At 33.5% G+C, this 22,555-nt stretch carries 21 protein-coding genes; 14 read left to right on the plus strand and 7 right to left on the minus strand.

The window, feature by feature from the left end; genetic code table 11:
* Positions 1-24 precede the first annotated feature (24 nt).
* From QZ659_RS10725 to QZ659_RS10735, 3 genes are all read left to right on the plus strand, one after another.
* Positions 25-1,458, plus strand: coding sequence for a M4 family metallopeptidase (locus QZ659_RS10725; protein ID WP_291725812.1), 1,434 nt, complete (start codon positions 25-27; stop codon positions 1,456-1,458).
* On the plus strand, positions 1,455-1,841 hold the full coding sequence (locus QZ659_RS10730) for a hypothetical protein (RefSeq protein ID WP_291725813.1): 387 nt from the start codon (positions 1,455-1,457) through the stop codon (positions 1,839-1,841). Before QZ659_RS10725 ends, QZ659_RS10730 begins: the two co-directional genes overlap by 4 nt.
* A gap of 304 nt (positions 1,842-2,145) precedes the next feature.
* Positions 2,146-2,439, plus strand: coding sequence for a DUF6970 domain-containing protein (locus QZ659_RS10735; RefSeq protein WP_291725814.1), 294 nt, complete (start codon positions 2,146-2,148; stop codon positions 2,437-2,439).
* A 95-nt stretch (positions 2,440-2,534) separates the two neighbouring features.
* Here the strand turns inward: QZ659_RS10735 and QZ659_RS10740 are convergent, their stop codons facing one another.
* Positions 2,535-2,912, minus strand: a complete 378-nt coding sequence (locus QZ659_RS10740; protein WP_291725815.1) for a response regulator — start codon at positions 2,910-2,912, stop codon at positions 2,535-2,537.
* A gap of 144 nt (positions 2,913-3,056) precedes the next feature.
* Positions 3,057-5,126, minus strand: coding sequence for a DNA primase (dnaG, locus tag QZ659_RS10745; protein ID WP_291725816.1), 2,070 nt, complete (start codon positions 5,124-5,126; stop codon positions 3,057-3,059).
* 333 nt (positions 5,127-5,459) lie between these two features.
* Between dnaG and QZ659_RS10750 the strand changes: the two genes are divergently transcribed.
* The 3 genes from QZ659_RS10750 (at position 5,460) to miaB (ending at position 9,752) form a co-directional block, all read left to right on the plus strand.
* A complete protein-coding gene (locus QZ659_RS10750) occupies positions 5,460-7,223 on the plus strand; it encodes a tetratricopeptide repeat protein (RefSeq protein WP_291725817.1) in 1,764 nt (587 codons plus the stop codon).
* A gap of 137 nt (positions 7,224-7,360) precedes the next feature.
* The gene (locus QZ659_RS10755) at positions 7,361-7,768 is read left to right on the plus strand and encodes a hypothetical protein (protein ID WP_291725818.1); all 408 of its coding nucleotides are present in this window, start codon (positions 7,361-7,363) and stop codon (positions 7,766-7,768) included.
* Between the two features lie 490 nt (positions 7,769-8,258).
* Positions 8,259-9,752, plus strand: a complete 1,494-nt coding sequence (gene miaB / locus QZ659_RS10760) for a tRNA (N6-isopentenyl adenosine(37)-C2)-methylthiotransferase MiaB (RefSeq protein WP_291725819.1) — start codon at positions 8,259-8,261, stop codon at positions 9,750-9,752.
* 55 nt (positions 9,753-9,807) lie between these two features.
* On the opposite strand, the gene QZ659_RS10765 is transcribed toward miaB, so the two are convergent.
* Positions 9,808-11,145, minus strand: a complete 1,338-nt coding sequence (locus QZ659_RS10765; RefSeq protein WP_291725820.1) for a hypothetical protein — start codon at positions 11,143-11,145, stop codon at positions 9,808-9,810.
* 343 nt (positions 11,146-11,488) lie between these two features.
* Between QZ659_RS10765 and QZ659_RS10770 the strand changes: the two genes are divergently transcribed.
* From QZ659_RS10770 to QZ659_RS10785, 4 genes are all read left to right on the plus strand, one after another.
* A complete protein-coding gene (locus QZ659_RS10770) occupies positions 11,489-12,208 on the plus strand; it encodes a lipoprotein signal peptidase (protein WP_291725821.1) in 720 nt (239 codons plus the stop codon).
* Between the two features lie 16 nt (positions 12,209-12,224).
* Positions 12,225-13,106 (plus strand): Rpn family recombination-promoting nuclease/putative transposase, encoded by an 882-nt coding sequence (locus QZ659_RS10775; protein WP_291725822.1) that lies wholly within the window; start codon positions 12,225-12,227, stop codon positions 13,104-13,106.
* Entirely contained in the window at positions 13,106-13,843 is a 738-nt protein-coding gene (locus QZ659_RS10780) for a hypothetical protein (protein WP_291725823.1), read from the plus strand. Before QZ659_RS10775 ends, QZ659_RS10780 begins: the two co-directional genes overlap by 1 nt.
* Before the next feature lie 111 nt (positions 13,844-13,954).
* The gene (locus tag QZ659_RS10785; protein WP_291725824.1) at positions 13,955-14,716 is read left to right on the plus strand and encodes an SDR family NAD(P)-dependent oxidoreductase; all 762 of its coding nucleotides are present in this window, start codon (positions 13,955-13,957) and stop codon (positions 14,714-14,716) included.
* Between the two features lie 62 nt (positions 14,717-14,778).
* Here QZ659_RS10785 and tpiA read toward each other — a convergent pair whose 3' ends face one another.
* Positions 14,779-15,549: a triose-phosphate isomerase gene (gene tpiA / locus QZ659_RS10790; RefSeq protein WP_291725825.1), complete on the minus strand. Its 771-nt coding sequence runs from the start codon at positions 15,547-15,549 to the stop codon at positions 14,779-14,781.
* A 417-nt stretch (positions 15,550-15,966) separates the two neighbouring features.
* Here tpiA and yaaA point away from each other — a divergent pair, with 417 nt between their 5' ends.
* On the plus strand, positions 15,967-16,791 hold the full coding sequence (gene yaaA / locus QZ659_RS10795; RefSeq protein ID WP_291725826.1) for a peroxide stress protein YaaA: 825 nt from the start codon (positions 15,967-15,969) through the stop codon (positions 16,789-16,791).
* Positions 16,792-16,932: 141 nt separating this feature from the next.
* Positions 16,933-17,454: a hypothetical protein gene (locus QZ659_RS10800; protein WP_291725827.1), complete on the plus strand. Its 522-nt coding sequence runs from the start codon at positions 16,933-16,935 to the stop codon at positions 17,452-17,454.
* 141 nt (positions 17,455-17,595) lie between these two features.
* On the opposite strand, the gene QZ659_RS10805 is transcribed toward QZ659_RS10800, so the two are convergent.
* The 3 genes from QZ659_RS10805 to QZ659_RS10815 all read right to left on the minus strand — a co-directional run bounded on the left by QZ659_RS10805 (position 17,596) and on the right by QZ659_RS10815 (position 19,952).
* Positions 17,596-18,099 carry an HNH endonuclease gene (locus tag QZ659_RS10805; RefSeq protein ID WP_291725828.1) on the minus strand — a complete coding sequence of 168 codons (504 nt, stop codon included), beginning with the start codon at positions 18,097-18,099 and terminating at the stop codon, positions 17,596-17,598.
* A gap of 226 nt (positions 18,100-18,325) precedes the next feature.
* Positions 18,326-19,480 carry a hypothetical protein gene (locus tag QZ659_RS10810; protein ID WP_291725829.1) on the minus strand — a complete coding sequence of 385 codons (1,155 nt, stop codon included), beginning with the start codon at positions 19,478-19,480 and terminating at the stop codon, positions 18,326-18,328.
* 91 nt (positions 19,481-19,571) lie between these two features.
* Complete coding sequence (locus QZ659_RS10815) at positions 19,572-19,952, minus strand: DUF1573 domain-containing protein (protein WP_291725830.1); 381 nt, start codon at positions 19,950-19,952, stop codon at positions 19,572-19,574.
* Positions 19,953-20,167: 215 nt separating this feature from the next.
* Here QZ659_RS10815 and QZ659_RS10820 point away from each other — a divergent pair, with 215 nt between their 5' ends.
* Positions 20,168-21,076: a hypothetical protein gene (locus tag QZ659_RS10820; RefSeq protein WP_291725831.1), complete on the plus strand. Its 909-nt coding sequence runs from the start codon at positions 20,168-20,170 to the stop codon at positions 21,074-21,076.
* A 165-nt stretch (positions 21,077-21,241) separates the two neighbouring features.
* On the plus strand, positions 21,242-22,516 hold the full coding sequence (gene bioA / locus QZ659_RS10825) for an adenosylmethionine--8-amino-7-oxononanoate transaminase (protein WP_291725832.1): 1,275 nt from the start codon (positions 21,242-21,244) through the stop codon (positions 22,514-22,516).
* Positions 22,517-22,555 lie beyond the last annotated feature (39 nt).

The following is a 22,555-nucleotide window of genomic DNA, read 5'->3' on the forward strand; positions in this document are numbered from 1 at the left end:
GCTGTTTGGCGAGGTGGTGGACATATGGAATATGGAGATAATAATGGTTTAGCTCCATGGACTTCTATTGATATCGTTGCTCCTGAGTTCGGTCATGGAGTAGAAATTGCTACTAGCTCCTTACGTGGATACTATCTATACGAATCTGCTGCATTAAGAGAAGGTTTGTCTGATATTTGGGGGGTAATGGTAAGAAATTATGCTAAACCTAATGATGCTAATGTGTATATAAATGGAGGAGATGTAACCACAAATGGAATTCGCAACTTGTCTAACCCTAAAGCAAAAAATCATCCTGATACTTACTTAGGGGATTTTTGGAATGCTGACCCTGATTATTTCCCAGCACATCGCAGAAGTAATATACTTAGTCATTGGTTTTATATTTTAGCCGAAGGAAAAACAGGAACAAATGACTTGGGTAATTCTTATAGTATTCAAGGTATAGGCAAAGAAAAAGCAGCCCAAATTGTTTATCGTGCAGAAACAGTATATTTTGAATCCAATACCGATTTTCATTTGTCTAGATTATATACTATAAAAGCAGCAAGTGATTTGTTTGGAGTAGACTCTCAAGAAGCCAAGACAGCTTGTATGGCGTGGTACGCTGTCGGAGTAGGAGGAAACAGTTGTTTTCCTCGTATCATAATCATAAGTGGAGGTTTAGGCGATGGAGACCCTACCGACCAACCTGATGAAGTAGATGTTATTTGTGATGAACAAGAAGTAGTGTACTCTCTGTTATTTGTAGAACCATCTGCAAATATAGTTTGGAATGTTTCTTCAAACCTAGAAAGGCTAGGTGGTGGTATGCTTTCTATTAAAGTAAAAAGTAGAGCAGGAGCAAACGGACATGCTTACGTTACTGCAACTGTTGACGGTGTTACTTATCGTAAAGATATTTGGATAGGAGAGCCACAAGTTACATTCCGTTATGAGCAAACTATTCCTTTCCAAGTCTATGTTTATATAGAAGGACTTAACGGAACAGATGTTACCAAACAGGGCATTACTAATATAGGTTGGCTGCTTAATAACCCCACAGGAAACTGTGTCGCTTCTTTAGATGTTTATGCACATAACAACTTTCAAGCCTTAGTACAAGCCAACTGTAACAGATGGTTTGCTACACTTCATGCAGGTGTACAAAATGAGTGTGGCATAACCAAACTTACCAGAAATGTTACCTCTGATGGATATTCTGGAGGAGGTGATCCTTGTTATAGAGCTATGGAGTATGCTGGACAGGCTTTCATTTTCCCTTGTGATATATTGTATCCTTCTGCTAGTAAACATCATACTATAAAGCAGTTTACCATCCATAACTACATGGGTGTCCATTATGGCACTTACCAAAACACCAATATTTTACCTTTCAAACTTCCTCTAGGTCTTTATTTTATCAAAATATTAGATGAAAAGGGAAATCTTACCACCATAAAATATATAAAACAATGAAAAATCTAATTTTAATTCTTAGCCTCTGTTTTGTTCTTTTTTCTTGTTTTGAGAAAGAAGCTGAAGTAGTTCCAAAAGAGCCTCCTGTAGAAGGAAACATTATGGAATGTGAAGCTGTAACTGAGTTTATAGATGAAATCAATTCGTATCCTGCTCCATTACCTCAATCAGCAAGAGCAACTATAAATAAATATAAATTTGAAAATGAATATGTTTATCTGCTAGACCCTAAAGAGGGCAGTTATTGGTTACATGGTGCTCCTATAGGTATTAACTCAGTCTGCGATACGGTGTGTTTTTTTTCTTTACTTGAGGAAGAAAATACATGTCCTAATTGGGCAGAAGCAGAATATATTGAAACTATTTGGAAAGACGAGAGGTAAAACAACCTAAACAAACCCAGTACATAATTAAAAATCTGTACTGGGTTTCATCAAAAATCATAAAACAATGAAAAATCTAATTTTAAGTAATTGACGAGTGCAATTTGTTTCGTAACAACTATTATCAAGGTCTGTTTTTTCTTCGAAAAAGACCATTGACAAAGTTGAAACTAGCTTTTTAGAAAATTGCACTAACATTCAAAAGTAACAAAATTGTAGGATATGATTACTTAATTCTTAGCCTCTGTTTTTTTCTTGTTTTGAGAAAGAAGAGGAAGTTGAAGTAGTTCCAAAAGAGCCTCCTGTGGAGGGAAATATAATGGAATGTGAGGAAGTGATTGAATTTATAGAGGATATGAGAAGCGACCCTGTTCCAGCAGAAGAGGAAGACAGAGCTACCATTGAAAAATATACATTTGATGGAAAAGTTGCGTATCTATTGGTTATACCTCCCACCTATTTTACTGACGCTCTACCAAGTGTCATAGACAGCAACTGCAATACGTTTTGCATGTATTCCCACGTTGATGCAGAAGATACTTGTGATGATTATCAAGAAGTAAAGTTTATAGAGGTTGTTTGGAGACACGATGAATAGTAAAACAAGAAAAACTTCATTATTACAGAAATAATGAAGTTTTTTTATTACAACCGATTTCGGTTTTTGGAAGAGAATCTCTGTACAGATTTTTCTTACTTGTCTAAGTAAGAAGATAATTTTTCTACTAAGTCGTCAAAGTTTACTGGTTTTTGCATAAAATCATTGATACCCACAGCTTTAAAGTCTTTAGCTGTATAGTTACGGGCATTTCCAGTGATGGCAATAATTGGAATTTGAGATTTTTTAGGGTCGCTCATTTCACGAACTTTCTTAGCACATTCCATCCCATCCATTTTTGGCATATTAATGTCCATCAATATAGCATCAAAATCGTCCATTGCCATTGCCTCCAATACTTGCAAACCGTCTTTAGCTGTTTCTATTTCGTAATTTTGAAATTGTAGTACTTTGCGAGTAATATTTTGAATTACAGAGCTATCTTCTGCAATAAGAATTTTTTTAGAACCCATAATAGTGTCATTATAGTGATAAAAGTAGTAAAAAGGCTAGAAACTAGCTATCTAATATTCAAATCTACACTACTTTTAGCAAAATGCAAAATTTTTCAGTGGTTTATTTTCAGTCTGAATAAGATATTTTTTATAAAAATAACCTTACTTATGAATCACGATACCTAACTCATTAGCAATTTGAATCTCTTGTGTCTTAAGTTCTTGATAAATAAGCATTAGCTTTTCTATTTCCTCTTGACTTTGATTATTTGCTTTCTTTATTTTTCTTAAATTCTCTTTCAAAATTCCTTTCAAATATACTCTTTTTAAGTGCAGAATAGTTTGAGGAATAATTGTAGCCAACCTTTTTTCTTCATCTGGGATGACAAGTTGCATACGCTTTTCCCAATTCGGACTAATCTGTGAAGCATCTGTCAGAAAACCTGTAACTACTTCTATTAGCTTTTCATCATTTTGAATAAAATCTTTTAACAGTTCTTCATAAGAAATTTTCACTCCATTGATTCGTGCATTTTCATAAATAATTCGAAGCTGTGCATACAATGGATTGAGCGACGGAATTTCATTTATTTCCTCTAAGATATAATCACAAATATACTCTCCTCCTGCAATGGTTTGATGTCCATAACGAATCATAAGGCGTGTGATTTCATCTTCATACTGACGAAAAACTGTTGTTTCTTTTTCTTCTTTCTTCTGAACAGATTGAGGATTTAGAGCAGCTTCCAACTCTGATAAATCAATAGCTTGTCCTCCCATCTCTTCATAATGAGGGATATAATTTTCTTCTAAACCTTGTTCGTACTCTGAAAGTGGGGGAATGTAACTACTTTGATTATCAGCATTTTGTCTTTTTTCTCTCTCTTTCCTGTTTCGTTCTCTTTCCTGTTCTTTTAGTTTTTGTGTTGCTCTCTGCTGAATGAATTTGTTAGTTTCTAGAATCACATCTTGCTCACTAATTTCCATCCAATGTGCTAATTCCTTATTTAGAAGAGAACGTTTAAACACGTCTGGCACAACAGCAATTGTCTGACAGAGTTCTTTGAGTGCGCTTGCCCTTGCAATAGGGTCATCTTTATCTGGAACTAAAACTTGATATTTGAAACGCAAAAAATTCTGCACTTTGCCTTCCAAATAATTTTTAGTTTTTTCTCCTCCTTGCTCATTTACGAAAGTATCTGGGTCGTGTCCTTCTGGCAATACCACAGCCTGCACATCTAAGCCTTGCTCCAAAGTAATATCAATTCCACGAAGGGCAGCCTTCAAACCAGCCTTGTCTCCATCGAAAAGTAAAGTAACACGGTCTGTAAAACGTTTTAAAAGACTGATTTGTCCTTCTGTAAGTGAAGTCCCCGAACTTGCCACTACATTTTCAATGCCTGCTTGATGCAATCCTATTACATCAGTGTAACCTTCTACCAAGTAGCAATTTTCTTCCTTACGAATCGCATTTTTTGCTTGAAATATTCCATAAAGAACATGGCTTTTCTGATAAATTTCTGTCTCTGGACTGTTGAGGTATTTGGGTTGTTGGTCTTTTTTTAATGCCCTTGCACCAAAACCGATTGTTCTACCCGAAACGTTGTGAATTGGAAACATTACACGTCCACGAAAACGGTCGTATTCTCGGTCTTCTTTCTTTATTATCAGTCCTGTATCTTCCAAAAATTCTTTGCTATATCCTTTTTCTGTGGCAGCTTTCAAAATAGAATCCCACTCATCAAAAGCATATCCCAATTGGAATTTCTCTTGTGTTTTTTGAATAAAACCACGTTCTCTGAAATAACTTCCTCCTATAGATTTTCCTTCGTCTGTGTTATTAAGGTTTTCAGAATAGAATTTTTGAGCAAACGCCATTACAATCAAAAGACTTTCTCGGTGTTGTTGTTCTTTTTTAGCTTCTTCGTTTGGCTCGTCTTCTTCTGGAATTTCGATGTGATACTTTCCAGCCAAATATTTTAATGCTTCTGGATAGCTCAAATTTTCGTGTTCCATTACGAATGTGATACTATCTCCACCTTTACCACAACCAAAACATTTGAAAATTCCTTTGCTTGGCGTAACGACAAAGGAAGGCGTTTTTTCTTGATGAAACGGACAACAGGCTTTAAAACTAGCTCCTTGTTTTTTGAGCGCAACAAAATCGCTCACCACTTCTTCAATGTGTGCGCTATCTCGTATTTGGTCTATAATATGGGAAGGAATGGACATACTACAAAATTATAAAAAAAATAGAACTTAGAGTACTGGACATGAGATAAAAAGTTGTTGGTGTCGCTATGCTAAAACACCAACGAACGGTGTTTTTTCCCTGTTTTGTGACTCACAGAACAGCAAATATCTGTTCATGTCCAGAACTCTCATTCTACTTAATTCTATCCAAAGAAATCGCCCTTCTATCGAATACGTGTACGAATTTCATTATTTATCGATTTTTTTATTAAATTTATAAACATAGTATTACTTCTACTTACTCCAATGCCTATTTTATATTATTTCATAGAAAAATTGGTTTCCCTAAGAGTGTTATTTTCCTTTAAAATAATGTTCTTGTTTTTCTGTGTCTTAACTTTCTCACAGGCTTTCGGACAAGAACTATCTTCTTATTACGATTCGGCACGAGTTTATGAAAGCAAAGACTTAGAACGTCAATCATTTTTTACCAAAAAGCTCATTCAAGAAAGCTTAAAACAAAAAAATGATTCTTTTCTCTTAAAGGGTTATGAGATAAAATCTGTTATTTTTTACAGACAAGGAAACGCAGATAGTGCATTTGCTTACATAGACAAAACAATACGTTTATCAGAGAAAACAGATGATCACACAGTAAGAATAGATATGCTTCGTTTGAAGAGTTTTGTTTATAAAAATAGGCTCAACAATAAAGATTCAGCAATGTTATATCTCAAGATAGCACTAGAAGAGAGTAAAAAAACAAATTATGAGTATGGAGAAATTAAGAGTTTGGAAGCCATTTCTTTTCTTCAAATGGACAAGGGAAAATATTTTGATGCTATACAATTGCTTTTAGAAGCTAGAGAAATAGCTCATAGAATAGAACATAAGAAAGCTCTTTCTACCCTTGCCAACAACATCGGTCATACCTATTTGGAAATGGAGATGTATGATAAGGCACTTTCGTTTTTTAAGGAAGCCAATCGTTATAGAGAAGATAAAAATACAGGTTCTGTAATTCCTCTCAACATTGCTCAGTGCTTACACAAACAAGGAGATGATAAAAAGGCTCTTTTTATCATGAATAAAAATGCTCCTCTAGCTCTCAAAACTTCACTTAATACAGCCATACAATATTATTTAGAATATGTAGATATTTTTTTAGATAGAAATGAGCCTAAAAAAGCATTAGAAAAAATAGCAGTGTTAGATTCTCTTTTCGAAAAGAAAAAATCAAAAAGGCATCATAGTTTATTATTATTAAAAGCAAAAACACATCTACAACTCAAAGATACGCTTCAAGCCCATAGTTACATCAAAGAAGTAGAAGAGCATATGCTTCATCAAGATAAAGAAGAAGATTTTGCCAACCGTCTAACCATGCACGAACTCTTTTCTCATACCTATTCTTTTTTAAAGGATTATAAGAATGCAAATTACCATTCACAGCAATATATTTCTCTCTACAAAACTACTTATAATAAGAAATTGCAACAAGATATTTATGAGGCAGAAATAAATCAGCGTATTGAATTACAAAAAAAAGAACAAGAACTAGAAAAAGTAAAATATGCTAATGAGTTGGCAAAAGAACAGCGCAATAAAAATTATTTTTCATTTGGATTAGTTACGCTCTTTCTTATCTCTCTCATTATGGCTAGAGCATATTGGATAAGTAAAAAATACAGTAAAAAATTAAAAATTACGAATCATAGACTTTCAGAAACACAAGCAGAAATAACACAGCAAAATCAAGTGCTTCACGAACAGTCTGAAAAACTCATTCTACAAGCTGAAGAACTAAGGTGTTCTCATGAGGAAGTAATAGCTATGAATGAAAATTTAGAAGATATTGTAAAACAGCGCAACCAAGAAGTGTTGGAAAAAAATAAAATGCTAGAAGAGTATGCTTTTATTAATGCCCACAAACTGCGTGCGCCAGTAGCTCGCCTTATGGGAATTATGCAGATTATAGAACTTTCTAAAGACACTAGCGAAATGGAATTTTATATTCAGCTTTGCAATGAAGAAATAAAAGACCTCAATCGTATTATTTGGGCTATAAAAGAAGCTATCGAAGAAAAAACACCTTTAGACCGTTTGGAATTGGAAAAGAGAACGCAGGAAAAATAACTTACTTTCTTCTGTATTATATTTACCAAATAAAACCTTTTTTATCAAAAAATCTCCCTTTTTGTTGAAACATTCCTAAATAGACATAGTTTAAAGCTCAAATATTATCAAACAACTCCTTTATATTTGAGTGAAGAATGAAAATAGATATTGCCAAAAATAGCAACTATGAGATTTATGTAGATACTGATAAAAATAGGTCGTACATTAAGGTAATAGGTAAATGGATGAATAGAAATCAAGTAAAGGATTTTTTTCCAGATTGGAAGAAGGCAGTCAGCTACATGAAACCTAACTTTACCATTTTTGCAGACATTCGCTTGCTAGGAAGTATGTCTAAAGAAGTTGAAAATCTACACCAAGAAATACAGGCTTATTTAGTAGAGCAGGGCTTACTCCTAACAGCGCAACTCGCTTCTGTTGATGAACTGGCAGATTATCAAATCCATCGTTCGACGCAGCGTTCGGGTCTTGCTATTATAAAATTCTCCACGCAAGATGAAGCCGAGCGTTATTTGGATGAAGTAGCTAGTGAAGTGGGGTAAGAATAGTAACCGTCAACGAGGCGTAAAGCCGTCGTTGAGATTTGTTTAGGCTATTTTCCTTTAGTGATATTATCTCCTACTCTAAAACTTCCCTCAACATTCCCAAAATTGGAGTTTGAAATTACATATTCTTGTTTATCTCATAATGAAATTGAAATTTAGTCCTGTAAGGCCTGTCCGTTGGTAGCCAAAAAGTAAGTATCTTATAAACCTCTGTAAGAGCGAACCGTTATTAATTGTACACCAGTCTTCCAAACTGGATTAAAAATGCTAAAATTTATTTTTATGAATATAAAAATTAGCTATTTCCACCTTGCCGTCAGACTAGAAGTCTGACCTACATGTAAACATATTCAAGAAATTATTTTTTACCTAAAACCCTTAAAAATCATTCTATCAATCCAGAACTAATTTACTACCTTTGTAAGTTGATACAAACGACACTGAATTTTAAATAAACGAGTTCAGAATACTTTAAAAAAACTTCAAAATGAATAAATTAATTGCTGATATAGACATTGTCGATGACAAAAACGCAAATGTAGCTAAACACGAACCTTGCGAAACTGTCAAAAAAACAGCCAACACAGCCAAAGAAGGACAGCGAAAACTCTACATCGAAAGCTACGGCTGCCAAATGAACTTTGCTGATAGCGAAATCGTCGCTGCCGTAATGCAAGAACATGGCTTCGGCACAACCGATAGTGCAGAAGATGCCGATTTGGTATTTCTCAATACATGTTCTATCCGTGAAAAAGCTGAACAAACTGTAAGAAAACGCTTAGTTCATATTAATGCACTCAAAAATAAGAAGCCAGAAATGATGGTCGGTGTGTTGGGTTGTATGGCAGAACGCTTAAAACACAAATTTTTAGAAGAGGAAAAAATTGTAGATTTGGTAGCAGGTCCTGATGCCTACCGTGATTTGCCAAAACTTGTTGGTTCGGTAGATGACGGACAAAAAGCTGTCAATGTTTTGCTTTCAAGAGAAGAAACGTATGCTGATATTGCACCGATTCGTTTAAATTCTAACGGAATTTCTGCTTTTGTGTCGATTATGCGTGGGTGTGATAATGTATGTAGTTTTTGTGTTGTACCATTTACTCGTGGAAGAGAGCGCAGCCGTCCAGCAGATTCTATTGTGGCAGAAATTAAAGATTTGGTAGCACAAGGCTATAAAGAAGTTACTTTACTTGGTCAGAACGTAGATTCCTATAAATGGACAAACGTACCAAGAACGATGAAGGCAGAGAATTTTGAGCAAGAAACAGGAGAAAAAGTAAGAAATGAAAACTTTGCTTCACTTTTAGAATTAGTTGCTCAAATAGACACCAATTTAAGAGTAAGATTTACAACTTCGCATCCAAAAGATATGACAGATGATGTGTTGCACGTAATGGCAAAGTATGACAATATTTGTAAATACATTCATTTGCCTGTTCAGAGTGGAAATAGCAGAGTTTTGAAACTGATGAACAGAACCTATAGTCGTGAGTGGTATGTTGATAGAGTAGATGCAATTCGTAGGATTTTAGGAGAAGATTGTGCTATTAGTTCGGATATGATAGCAGGCTTTTGTACTGAAACAGAAGAAGAACACCAAGAAACTCTGACACTTATGGATTATGTCAATTACGATTATTCGTATATGTTCTTCTATTCTGAACGCCCTGGAACACTTGCAGCTAAGAAATATTTAGATGATATTCCTTTAGATGTAAAGAAAAAACGTCTGCAAGAAATTATTGAGCTTCAAACCAAGCATTCTTTGGCTCGTAATCAGCGAATGATAGGCAGAGTTCATAAAGTTTTGGTAGAGGGAGAATCGAAGCGTTCGGATAAAGACTTGCAAGGCAGAACTTCTGAAAATAAAGTAGTTGTTTTCCCAAGAGAAAATTATGAGAAAGGTCAGTATGTAAATGTGATGGTACACGACTGTACTTCGGCAACTCTTTTTGGAAAGGCTGTGGAATTGGTGGATTGAAAAACACATTTGTAGGGACAATGCATGCATTGTCCCTACTTCAATATTATGTCAATTAATTCACATATCCATTTTTTTCCTTCGCCACACGCCATGTAAATCCTTCTCCTGTATGCTCAACAACAATACGTTGAATATCTCCAGAAGAATAATCTACTGTTCCTTCATATTTTTTTATACCACGTTGTGCCAACATTACAGCTCCTACCTTATTCTTATCGCCTATTTTTTTCTGAATACGATAACGAGTAGCCGTAGAAAGTGAGGTAATTGTATTCTCTGGATACCAACCACGCATTACATCTATATAAGCCACTAAAGTTTCATTATCCTCTGTTTTGAAAGATAATTTTAGTAAATCGCCTACCACTTCTGTTTCCTTGTGTTCTAAATCTATACTTAATTCACTTTCTATCATTGCTTCGCCCAAAATCTCTCTTGTTTTTTGGTCTAATTCTTTGAAATCTAGTCCTTTTGCTTTAGAATAAGTAGTCAGAATTTTTGTTCCATTAGAGAGTGTTGTTTCTCCTTCATAGATAGCACCATCTTGTTTTAAATCTACACTTTCAATAACATTTTTACTATACCTTTTTTGTAGAGAATACTGAAAGTATGTAGAAACTGATGCCTCATCTTGTTTTGGTAAAAACCCTAATTTGGGGTCTAAAAGAATAGGTAAAGTACTGCCATCTTCTGTAGTAACAGTTACATCATAAGCATTTCCACCTGTTGGTTTCATCTCTACATTTTTGGCTGGAATACCCATCGTATTATTTAGGTAACGTCTCGTACTAGACTCCAATATTTCTGACCAAGCAGGTTGCAAAACTCCTGACTTATCTCTTCCAGCTCTTACGAAAAGAGTAGCAGGAGCTGTTTTTTCAAAATCAACTTCTACTAAATATGTCCATTCATCATTTGGAATAGAAGGCATGTTTTGTAATGTAATACGTTTTTTTAAATCTCCCCAATGTTCTTTTTTTAGCGTTAGGTCAGTAATTTTTTGCTCAAAGTTTTTTTCTATTTGTGGTTGCAAAAGTATTTTTATCTGTTCCTCATCAGATTGAACCTTACTCTTAGGTATATATTTCTGAACCTTTTCGCCCTTTGCCAACACAAGCGTATCGCCTTTAAAACTAAATGTATAATCATCTGCAATACCAAAAGCTACTACCTTTAATGTGTTTTCATCTAGGGCATATTCTCTTTCTGTAATATTGTCAAAAATAACCTTTTCATCTGTTATTTCAAGTGTACTTTTATAATCTGAACGCACCCACTCACCCTTAATTTTAGATGAATTAGAACAACTACTCAAAAAAAGAAGTCCTGAAAAAAGCCCTGCATAAGCAAGTTTTGAGGAACGAGAAAGACATATATCTTTAAGTTTCATAATAGATTTTATTTTGAATACATTGTTTTAAAATTACGAATCAACACATCAAATCAAATGTGATTTATCTGTTAAGGCTGCAAAATTACTAAATTTTGAATGAATTGAATAGGTTTGTTGGATTCAAAACTTCGTTAAAATTTATCCTCTAAATCATATAATTTATCGTTTTTAGTTTTTTTTGAACAGATTTGATAACTCTAGTCGCTAAAACTTGTTAAGTCTTAGGAATTAAACGCTGTATTTTTAATAAATTTGCAGTTCTGTTTTTATTTTTCCAACTCTATTATGTTTGGAATACTAGATAAAAGCCAAATTACTATTCGAATTTCTAATTAAAACAATGAAATACTTACCTTATTTTCTCATTGCGCTAGGCGTAATTCTGATTGACCAAGCTCTCAAGCTCTACATTCATTCTACATTATCTTTAGGAGAAGAAATTCTAATTTTTGGAGACTGGTTCAAATTGCACTATACCCTCAACCCTGGAATGGCATTTGGAATTACACTAGGTTCGGATTATGGCAAACTTATTCTTACTGTTTTTAGAATATTTGCTGGAATTGGAATAGGATATTTTATGGCTCGTGCTGCGCTACGTGATGCTCCCAAAGGATTTGTATTTAGTATGGCTCTTATTCTAGGAGGTGCATTCGGAAATATTGTAGATTCTGCTTTTTATGGTGTTTTTATAGAAGGAAATGCTGTTCCGATGTATGACAAAGAACCTAGCTTTTATCCATGGTTTCATGGGCAAGTAATCGATATGTTTTATTTTGATATAGCTTCGGGTTATTTCCCAGAAAACTTGCCTTTTGTGGGTGGCGACCATTACTCTTTCTTTCCTATTTTTAATATTGCTGATGCAGCTATTTTTATAGGTGTTTGTATTATCTTGATTTGGCAAAGACGTTTTTTTCCAAAAGAAGAAATTGTAGAAACAGAAGTGGAAAAATCCTTAGAAGATGAAATTAGAGATGACAATGCAAATATAGAAAATGCAGATATTTCTGAATCAAATGAAAACGTATTGAAAGATGAATTGAAAAAAGAAGAATAATTTTATTATCAAAATTATGTCCACACAAGAAAGATATATCAATCCTTTTACTGATTTTGGATTTAAGAAGCTATTTGGTTCAGATGTTAATAAAGACTTACTGATTAGTTTTTTGAATGAAGTATTGCCCCCCAAAGCACAGATAAAAAGCCTAACCTATCTAAAGTCAGAAAATTTAGGACGTTCGGCAATAGATAGAAAAGTTGTTTATGACCTTTACTGTGAAAATGAAGAAGGAGAACGTTTTATAGTAGAATTACAGAAGGCAAAGCAGAAGTTTTTTAAAGACCGTACTATTTTTTATTCTACTTTTCCTATTCAAGAACAGTCTCAAAGAGGAGATTGGAATTTCCAACTCAAAGCAGTTTATACTGTCTCTATCTTAGATTTTGTATGGAATGAAGAAGACGATGAAAGTCCTGTGAAAGAAACAGCCATGCTTGTGAGTCTAGACACTAAAAAGATTTTTTATGATAAGCTCACTTATGTTTATATTCAAATTCCTTTATTTGATAAAACAGAAGATGAATTGGAAACCTTAGAGGACAAATGGTTTTATGTAATGAAAAACTTACAAAGTTTTCCCAACCGTCCAGTAGCACTTCAAGAAAGAATTTTTGATAAGGTATTCGAAACGGCAGAAATAACGCAGTTCAACAAAACCGAAAGAAGTAGGTATGAAGACAGTCTGAAAGTTTATAGAGATATAAAAAACAGCTTAGACTATGCAGAAGAAAGAGGAGAAACAAGAGGAATCGATATAGGTAAACGTCAAAATCAAATTAAAAATGCAAAAAAAGCTCTTGAGGAAGGTTTATCTATTGAGTTAGTAGCAAAGATTACAGAACTAACATTAGAAGAGATACAACAAATCAAAAATGATTTGGAAAATAAATAATGAACTACTCTGATTCCATAGACTTGATAGAAAGACTTGCCTCTTTAGGCACAGATAACGCACAAGATACCATTTTGTGGGATTCTGATACTAGAAAAGGAGTGTTGTATGGGACAAATAAAGCAGGAGAAAAAATACTAGACTTCCGTCTTCCTCTTACTTTTCCTACGCTTCCCAAAAAAGATGAGGAAGAAAATTCGCTTTGTCTTTCAGATTATTCTGACAAAATATCACTTCTACCAAAACCCTATTTGCTTATTTTGATTCAGGCTGGAGCAGCTTCTTTAGGATATTTTGAAGAGGGTAAACTCATCTACCATAAAGTTATTACAGCGTATATGGTACGCAAAAAACAAGGAAAATCACAGATAAAACACCTCAACTCAAAAGGAAAATCTCGTTTAGGCTCTCGCATCAGATTACAAAATACCATTTTATTTTTTGAAAAAATAAATGCAAAACTCAAAGAGTGGCATCAAAAATCTGCTATCTTTGATAAAGTAGAACGTATTGGACAAAGTGGTTCACCAGACTTATGGCATTTGTTTTATACTTCAAAAGAAGAAGCTCCTTTTCAGAAAGAGGATTCTCGTCTGCGTAAAATTCCCCTTACAGTTCATACACCCAATTTTGAAGAATTGCAGCGTGTAAACCATTGGGTCAATCGTGGGGAATTAATCACTTATAAAGACGACTTACCTTGTTTAGATAATTTAGGAGACGTTATTGAATGGTAGTTATCAGTTATCAGTTATCAGTTATCAGTTATCAAGGCAAAACTATGTTTCTTGAATAATTATTGTCCTTTAAATCAAAAAAATCGTAATTCTAAAATCTAAATTTGTATTATGCTCGCACTCATTACTGGCGCAACTTCTGGCATCGGACTAGCCACTGCTCAAATTTTTGCAGAAAATAATATTGACCTTATTCTTTGTGGCAGAAGAACTGAAAGGCTTTCAGAACTAGAAAATCAACTCTCTCAAAAGGTCAAAGTAAAAACACTTGCTTTTGATGTCAGAAGTAGAGCCGAAGTACAAAAAGCCATTGATTCACTACCAAAGGAGTTTCAAAATATAGATATTCTTATCAATAATGCTGGAAATGCTCACGGACTTTCTACCATTCAAGAGGGAAGTTTAGACGATTGGGACACAATGATTGACCTAAACATTAAAGGTCTTTTGTACGTAACGAAAGCTATTTTGCCAAAACTTATGAACGAGAATAGGTCAGAAACCAATAAAGGACAAATTATAAATATTGGCTCTATTGCTGGGATAGATTCTTATGCTAACGGAAATGTGTATTGCGCTACAAAATCAGCAGTAGCGATGCTTAGTGAGACAATGCGAATTGATTTACTCAAAGAAAATATAAAAGTAAGCGAAGTAAAACCAGGATTAGTAGAAACAGAATTTTCAATGGTGCGCTTTAAAAATGATGAAGACAGAGCCGAAAAAGTATATCAAAACTATACGCCACTTACAGCTCAAGATATAGCAGAACTGATTTATTTTGTTGTAAGTCGTCCTGCACACGTCAATATTGCAGATGTTTTGATTTTACCTACCGACCAAGCAAAATCTGCTTTGGTAAACAAGAGGTAGTATATAAAAAACACCAACAACTTTATTTTTCTGTTGTTGGTGTTCATAAATGATAATTCAGATTAAAATGACTTTGCGATTTCAATAAAGTCTCTTGATTTGAGAGCAGCTCCTCCTATAAGTCCTCCATCTACATCAGCACAAGCAAAGAGTTCTTTTGCATTGCTTGGCTTACAGCTTCCACCATAAAGGATTGGAGTTTTATCAGCAATTTCTTGTCCATATTTGCTTGCAATATGTTCTCTTATAGCTGCGTGGATTTCTTGAGCTTGCTCACTAGAAGCTGTTTTTCCTGTTCCAATAGCCCAAATAGGTTCGTAAGCAATCACAACTTTTTCAAACTTAGAAGCAGGTAAATGAAAAAGGCTTTCTGAAATCTGATTCTTGATAAATTCAATGTGGTTTCCTTCTTCTCTTAGCTCCAACGTTTCACCACAACAAAAAATGGGTAGCATACCGTTACCAAAAATCAAATCTATTTTTTGAGCAATTTCTTGATTTGTTTCTTTAAAATATTGTCTTCTTTCACTATGCCCTATAATTACATATTCAACTTGATAAGACACAAGCATTTCTGCTGATACTTCACCTGTATATGCTCCCTCTGCTTGAGAAGCTACATTTTGAGCCCCTAAGTGAACATTTTTAACATTTTTAAAAAGTGACTTGATAGTAGAAATATGTACAAAAGAAGGACAAAGAATAAGTTTTACCCCATTTTGATTTGTTCCTAGCTCGTCGTTGCTCATTCCAACGATTTCAGCAGTAAGGCTTTGAGCTTCTTCTTTTATAAGATTCATTTTCCAATTTCCTGCTACAATTTTTTGACGCATAGTTGAGTCTGTTTTAATGTTTTGCTTAGAAAAGACAAATATTTTTTATGCTTTTTTGTGCGTATAAATCATATTTATAAAATAATTTCTAAGCTAAATGAATGTTTTGAATATAGAATTATTTTCCGTTAGAGTACTGGAAATGAACAGATATTTTTTGTTCTGTGTGTCACAGAACAGGGAAAAAATACCATTTGTTGGTGTTTGAGCGTAGCGAGACCAACAACTTTTTATCTCATGTCCAGCACTCTAATTTTCCGTTTTTTGTTAAAAATGCACAACAAAATTTAATAACTTGTTTTTAGATTTGCCGTTAGACAAAATACAGCTATAAAATTGTGTATTTTTACAAAAAATATCTGCAAAAATAAGAAAAACTAAATTAGCACTTACCACAAGTTAATAAAATAAGTATTTATGATAACTATACTCTCTCCTTCCAAAACTCAAGACTTTGAAAAACCCAACCGAACAGCGATACATACTCAGCCCGAATTTGTATTAGATAGTAAGGAACTTTTAGAGACTCTACAAGAAAAAACAGTTGAAGAATTGCAAGAGGTAATGCAAGTGAGTGAGAGACTGGCATTTCTAAACTACAATCGCTTTCAAGACATACAATTTCCCTTTACTCCAGAATATGATAGGCAAGCAATTATTGCCTTCCGTGGTGATGTGTATGATGGTTTGGATGTAGATTCGCTTACCGAAGATGATTTGTATTTTGCACACGGAAACTTGCGTATTCTTTCTGGTTTTTATGGCATTTTACGTCCCCTTGACCTCATTCAGCCCTATCGCCTAGAAATGGGAACACCCTTAAAAACCAAAAGAGGCAATAGTTTATACAAATTTTGGGATAAATTCTTGACAGATTATTTCAACACTCGTTATCAAGATGATGTAATAATAAACTTGGCTTCCAAAGAATATTCTAAAGCAATCGTAAACAGGCATTTGAAACTAGGTGTGATTACCCCTGTGTTTAAAGAAGAGAAAAATGGAGAACTCCGAACAGTCGCTATTTTTGCAAAACGAGCAAGAGGTAAAATGGCTCGTTATATTGTTCAAAATAGAGTTAAGCAGGCAAGCAAATTGAAAAACTTTGAAGAAGATGGCTATCATTTTGACTCAGAATTGTCTTCTGATACAGAATGGGTTTTCAGAAGAGTACAGCCTAAAAAAATAGATACCAAGCCAATTAAGAAGTCTAAAAAAGTAGCTTCTCAAGAAGAAGAGTAATGATGATAATTAGCTAGACTTAAAACGTATCTAATACATCTTTTGAAAAATAAACATAAAATTATTATTTTAGTATCTAATTAATACAGCAATCCGTAGAAATAAATTTATACTTGCTTAATAATAAAAATATTCTTAACTATGATTCATCATGTAAATAACGAATTTGGCTCTGTCTGTCTAACTGTAGAGTATGACAAAAAATCTCAATGGGTCTTTTATCAGTGGAAAGGTTTTATTCGCATGCAAGACATCAAAACAGGATATAATAAAATTATAGAGCAAGTAGCTGAAAATAATGCGATTGCTGTTTTGGCAGACCATAGCCAAATTGTAGGACCATGGAATGAAGCAAACGAATGGCTTACAAAAGATTGGACTCCTCGGGCTATTGAGGCAGGAATGTTTTACTGGGCTATCAATACAGGTAATGATTTATTTTCTAATATTTCTTTAGAAATGTTTTTGAGCAAGAATAGTGAAGGAAGATATAAGGTACAAGTTTTTGAACAGCTTGCTGATGCTAGTAAATGGCTTTCCAACAGAGTTATGTTAGACCCTACTCCTAAAAAAGCAGCTCAACTTCCAAATTCATCTCAAAAAGAATTGCCTAATTCATCATCAAAAATAGTAGAGAAAAAAACGATTGGAAAAAGACTGTAACGCCTTTTTGACACAAAAAACTAAAAAAACCTTCTCAAAATTAGTTATTATAGACTATTTTGGGAAGGTTTGTTTTTTTACAGTAAGAATATATGCTCTTTTTGAGTAATTTATATTTCATATTATGAGAGCAGAATTAAATTAGGCGTGTTGTAGATACGGTTTCCAATTTTCATCTCCCATTCTTGAAAACTCACGCAAAAACATTACAAAAGTAGGCTTAAACGGCTTGTAAGGAAGTGTCATGCCTACATCTTCAAGACTGAAATCACTTTTCTTTGCATTGCAACGCTGACAAGCACTTACCAAGTTTGTCCAAGAAGTTTTTCCCCCTTGTGAACGAGGTACAACGTGGTCTAAGGTAAGGTCTTTGGTGCTGTTGCAGTACACACACTGATTTCCGTCTCGTTTGAAAATGTTTTGACGTGTGAGCATTACTCCTCTGTACGGAATATTGATGTATGAATTTAGGCGAATGACAGAAGGGGCAGCAAAAGCCTTATTTACAGTTTGGATAAAACCTCCTTGTACGGTATTTACTGTTTCAGCTTTTTGTAGATAGACAAGCAAAAAGGCTTTGGCCACACTACACACTGAAATAGCACGATAATCTGCATTCAATACTAAAACTTTCCGACTAACCATGACTTTAGAATTTTGGATTAATGGAGAAATAAAACAAATGAAATTCTAATATTAGAAATCATATATTTTGTATATGCCAAAATTATGCAAATTAAATTTGCTAAATTATTAAATCTACATAAAATCATAATTAAAATTTTGATTTATACATAATCTTGTTATATACTTTTCCAAAACCCAAAGACAATAAATAAAGTTCAAAAAACATCTTTAGTAGTACAAAAAACTACTTATAGTCTTTCATTAGCTTTTTTATTCTCTCATTGAAATTATTCTCATTGATACCTATTAATTCATCTATAGTTTTCATGTAGTTATCAAATTTTTTCTTTCCCCCTCCACTATTAACTAGCTCTAATACGCCAATTTTGCCTTTTTTAAGGAGTACTTCATCTACAATAATACTGGAAATAACAGAACGTACTGAAAGGTCATTTGCAATGCTATCAAAAATGGGATAATCTTCTTTAAATAATTGCCATAATGTGCTATCTTGATTCTGAATAAGATAATTTTCTAGTTCCTTGATTAACCTCTTCTGTGTTACCATCTTGCCTTCCTCATCTGTATAATAAGCATTACCTAGCGTATAGGCTACTCCCTCTTCAGCAATCCAATTTCTATCTTCTCTTTTATTGACTAATCCAGAATAATAATGAAAAACATCATGTGAAAAGTCCTCATGATTCATAAATATTGTATTGGCTATCACACCATATCCTCCAGTAGCTATTCCATTTGCGCTATACGAATAATCAAAACCAATCAGTTGCATGATTTCTTTATAGCTATCACACATATAAAAGTCCATTTTCTCAGCTTTTAAACCCATTAAAGTAGCTATTTGAGTGTTTTTCTTATCAAAGATTATAGCTTGCTCTATATCTAATTTACCTTGATGAAAATAAGTAATGTTTCCAATTTTTGTCTTTTGCCAATATCTAGTTAAATAATTTAAGGGAACAGAAAAAGTAATATTCTCTTTTGTGCAGTCTGCTATGAGCGTAAAAATATAAGGCAAAATAATTTGTTCATCTTTCTTATAAAGATAAGCAACTGATATGGAATACTGCTGGCTATCAATTGGATAGATATTTATAAGTTGTTTGTCTAATATCAGTTTAGCCACAGAGTCTTTTTTTTGTTCATAACGCATAAGCTTATCAATTACTGAAATTGTAAAGTCTCTTTTATTTTTTGAAATTAAGTTCGTATCTAATTTCTGTATAATAATCTGATGCAGTAGAGAGTCTAGTTGTTGTATAACCTTTTTCTTTTCTCTTCCCTCTATATTTATGTGTTTGGGTATAACTATAAAATCTTGAGCTTGAATCTGTATTGACACCAAAATCAATACAAAAGCTATCACATATTTTTTCATTTTAAATTTTAATTTTAGTCTAAAAAAAATTACGAATTACAGTACTATAAAACTCCTAGTATTCTGTAATTCGCAATTAGAAAATTCATAATTATTCTACCACTTCTCCATTAAAACGTAGTACGATAGGTTTTTCATCACCAGCGACCATTACAGTAACTGTTTTGTTGAAAGCCCCTACTTTAGCAGCATTGAAAGTTGCCTTTATACTACTCGCTTGCCCTGCTGGAATTGCCTCTTTAGAATATTCCACTCCTGTACAGCCACAAGAACCTTTTGCAGACTGAATCATAACTGGTTTTTTTCCTGTATTTACAAACTCATAACTTGCTGTTACGGGTTTTCCTTTCTGAATTTTTCCAAACTCAATACTGGTTTGTTTCCAGTTGATAGAATTATAAGCTGGAGAAAAAGCGAATAAAAATGAAAGAACAACTAGCGAGAAAATAAAACCAAAAAATTGCTTTTGCATAATCTTGAAAATTTAAAGTTTATAATGATTGTTAGTAATTAAGTATTCGTTGCAACAAGAACTTATACAAATATACGGCAGATGCTTTTTGGTCGCTGTTAATGACTTTCAAAGGTTTGTTAAGGAGATGTTAATGCGAAAAAGAGAAGCCTCAAAAACCATAAAATCTATTTCCACGTAAAATATACTTTGCTATTTTCCTCTAAATAATCTCTATGAACATACACAAAATCCAGTCAGATAACCACTTTAACTTCCTACAAGAAAACCGTCAAGACCCTATTACTGGTGACCTTATTTCTGATGGAGATGAAGTTGTTTTTTGTGCTGATTGTAAATCTGCTTTCTTAAAAGATACGTGGGAATATTTAGGTAAAACACATTGCAATCAGAGTGAAACACTAGCCGACTTTCCAGTTCGAAAAGTTTTGGAACTTCGCATTTTGAAAGATGTAAATTCATTACTTTTTCCCCTCAAAGGAACAGAAAATGAAACTTTTGAGAGTTTTGAAAGTAAATTAGACAATCTTTTTTGGAAAAAAATAGATGTACATTTACGTATAAATGAGCAGACTCAAATACAGATGAGTAATAGCAATAGTCCTGTGTTTGAAGATGGAAAAAGTGTAGTCTATGTACTTATGGGATTGATGGTTTTTGTATGCATACTTATTGGGATTTTTGTGGATTTATCTGACCAAGCCTATATATTTTTATTTGCAGTTATTGCAGGAACAGTTCTCTTACCACTTATTTATTTGCAAGATGAAGCAGGCAATGCAACCTCTATTAGTGTATTTCCAAATATGAGAAGTAAAGTTCTACACTTCAAAGAAGATGGAATTTTAATTTATTTTGATGATTCAAAAAAGGGCTATATCACTGACTACAAAGATGTTACTCAAATTATTTTTACCTACAACAGCATTACCATTGGTACAAAAAACGGACACCAAAATACATTTAGAATTATAGAAGTTTCAAATAAGCAGTTAGAAATTATTATTGGTTTTATTTCTCAGTCTTCCCCCTCAACACTTCTCATTTTTAAAGACCAACCCAATATTGTCAAACATTTTGTAAAAGAACTAGATACAGAACAAAATAATATTTGGATTGAATGAAAATCAGTTTAGATTTTTAGATTTAGATTTCAGGATGAAATAGCAGATTGTATTGTGTAGGTCAAAAGGTTTGCCTTTGACAAAAAACATAGCATTAGAAATTATGTTTGTAGTATTTGCTGTTTTATTTTTACAGTAAAATACTAAAAACAGAATACACATAAAATGATAAAAGACAATATTTGGCATCCCTTTACGCCACTAGCTGAAGGATACGACCCATTAGAAATCGTAAAAGCAGATGGAGTGTATCTTCATACAAAAGACGGACGAAAAATTTTAGATGCTGTTTCTTCGTGGTGGGTAAATATCCACGGACACGCTAACAAAAAAATTGCAAATGCTATTTCTGAACAAGCACACAACCTAGAACACGTTATCTTTGCAGGGTTTACACATGAGCCTGCCGAAACATTAGCCCAAAGTCTCCTAGAACTTCTACCAACTATGAGCAAGGTATTTTTTTCAGACGATGGCTCAACAGCGATTGAAGTAGCTTTAAAAATTTGTTTACAACATTTTCATAATAAGAAAAAAATAGAAGAAAAAAATAGAAGAAAAATAATTGCCATAGAGGGTGCATACCACGGCGACACATTTGGAGCAATGGCAGTTTGTGACAGAACACCTTTTAATGCTCCTTTTAATCCATTGCTTTTTGAGGTAGAATTTATTCCACGTCCAACAGAAAAAAATTGGAATGAAGTAAAAGAAAAATTCAGTAAAATAGTAGAGACAGAAGAAGTCGCAGCTTTTATTTTTGAACCTATCATTCAAGGAGCTGGAGGAATGCAAACCTATTCTCCAAAGCATTTAGATCAGCTTATACAACTAGCACATCAAAAAGACACATTCTGCATTGCCGATGAGATAATGACAGGTTTTGGCAGAACTGACCATCTTTTTGCTTCTGAATATTTACAAGAAAAACCAGACTTGATTTGTCTTTCAAAAGGAATTACAGGAGGTTTTTTACCTCTTGCTGTTACACTCTGTACGGAAAAAGTAGCCAAGCCATTTTATGATAACGATATTTTGAAAACATTTTTTCACGGACATTCCTACACAGGAAATCCGATTGCTTGTGCTGCTGCCAATGCAAGTTTGGAACTTCTGTTAAGTGATGAATGTAACCAAAATAGAAAACGCATTGCAGAAAAACACATTAACTTTGCAAAACAAATAAATTGCAACAATAGCATTAAGGATAAAATTTTGGAAGTCAGAACGTGTGGGACAATCTTCGCCTTAGAACTCAAAACCGACGAGCAAACTTCGTATTTTAATGAGTGGAGAAAAAATATTTATAGCTACTTTTTAGAAAAAAATATTCTACTCCGTCCGTTGGGAAATGTGATTTATATGATTCCTCCATATATTATCACAAATGAAGAACTAGACAAAGTTTATGAAGAAATATTGAGATTTTTAAGTAGTTAGCTGGTATAATTTTGTTATTTTCAAAAGCTAGTGCAATTT

Source organism: Bernardetia sp. (assembly GCF_020630935.1).
GTDB lineage: Bacteria > Bacteroidota > Bacteroidia > Cytophagales > Bernardetiaceae > Bernardetia.

Excerpts from the sequence above, each read along its gene's own strand:
- QZ659_RS10740 (WP_291725815.1), bottom strand. The coding sequence starts at position 2,912 with ATGGGTTCTAAAAAAATTCTTATTGCAGAAGATAGCTCTGTAATTCAA.
- QZ659_RS10755 (WP_291725818.1), top strand. The coding sequence starts at position 7,361 with ATGAAAATAGATATTGCCAAAAATAGCAACTATGAGATTTATGTAGAT.
- QZ659_RS10765 (WP_291725820.1), bottom strand. The coding sequence starts at position 11,145 with ATGAAACTTAAAGATATATGTCTTTCTCGTTCCTCAAAACTTGCTTAT.
- bioA (WP_291725832.1), top strand. The coding sequence starts at position 21,242 with ATGATAAAAGACAATATTTGGCATCCCTTTACGCCACTAGCTGAAGGA.
- QZ659_RS10820 (WP_291725831.1), top strand. The coding sequence starts at position 20,168 with ATGAACATACACAAAATCCAGTCAGATAACCACTTTAACTTCCTACAA.
- QZ659_RS10800 (WP_291725827.1), top strand. The coding sequence starts at position 16,933 with ATGATTCATCATGTAAATAACGAATTTGGCTCTGTCTGTCTAACTGTA.
- QZ659_RS10785 (WP_291725824.1), top strand. The coding sequence starts at position 13,955 with ATGCTCGCACTCATTACTGGCGCAACTTCTGGCATCGGACTAGCCACT.
- QZ659_RS10775 (WP_291725822.1), top strand. The coding sequence starts at position 12,225 with ATGTCCACACAAGAAAGATATATCAATCCTTTTACTGATTTTGGATTT.
- QZ659_RS10810 (WP_291725829.1), bottom strand. The coding sequence starts at position 19,480 with ATGAAAAAATATGTGATAGCTTTTGTATTGATTTTGGTGTCAATACAG.
- miaB (WP_291725819.1), top strand. The coding sequence starts at position 8,259 with ATGAATAAATTAATTGCTGATATAGACATTGTCGATGACAAAAACGCA.
- dnaG (WP_291725816.1), bottom strand. The coding sequence starts at position 5,126 with ATGTCCATTCCTTCCCATATTATAGACCAAATACGAGATAGCGCACAC.
- QZ659_RS10770 (WP_291725821.1), top strand. The coding sequence starts at position 11,489 with ATGAAATACTTACCTTATTTTCTCATTGCGCTAGGCGTAATTCTGATT.
- tpiA (WP_291725825.1), bottom strand. The coding sequence starts at position 15,549 with ATGCGTCAAAAAATTGTAGCAGGAAATTGGAAAATGAATCTTATAAAA.
- QZ659_RS10750 (WP_291725817.1), top strand. The coding sequence starts at position 5,460 with ATGTTCTTGTTTTTCTGTGTCTTAACTTTCTCACAGGCTTTCGGACAA.
- QZ659_RS10805 (WP_291725828.1), bottom strand. The coding sequence starts at position 18,099 with ATGGTTAGTCGGAAAGTTTTAGTATTGAATGCAGATTATCGTGCTATT.
- QZ659_RS10730 (WP_291725813.1), top strand. The coding sequence starts at position 1,455 with ATGAAAAATCTAATTTTAATTCTTAGCCTCTGTTTTGTTCTTTTTTCT.
- QZ659_RS10725 (WP_291725812.1), top strand. The coding sequence starts at position 25 with ATGGAATATGGAGATAATAATGGTTTAGCTCCATGGACTTCTATTGAT.
- QZ659_RS10780 (WP_291725823.1), top strand. The coding sequence starts at position 13,106 with ATGAACTACTCTGATTCCATAGACTTGATAGAAAGACTTGCCTCTTTA.
- yaaA (WP_291725826.1), top strand. The coding sequence starts at position 15,967 with ATGATAACTATACTCTCTCCTTCCAAAACTCAAGACTTTGAAAAACCC.
- QZ659_RS10815 (WP_291725830.1), bottom strand. The coding sequence starts at position 19,952 with ATGCAAAAGCAATTTTTTGGTTTTATTTTCTCGCTAGTTGTTCTTTCA.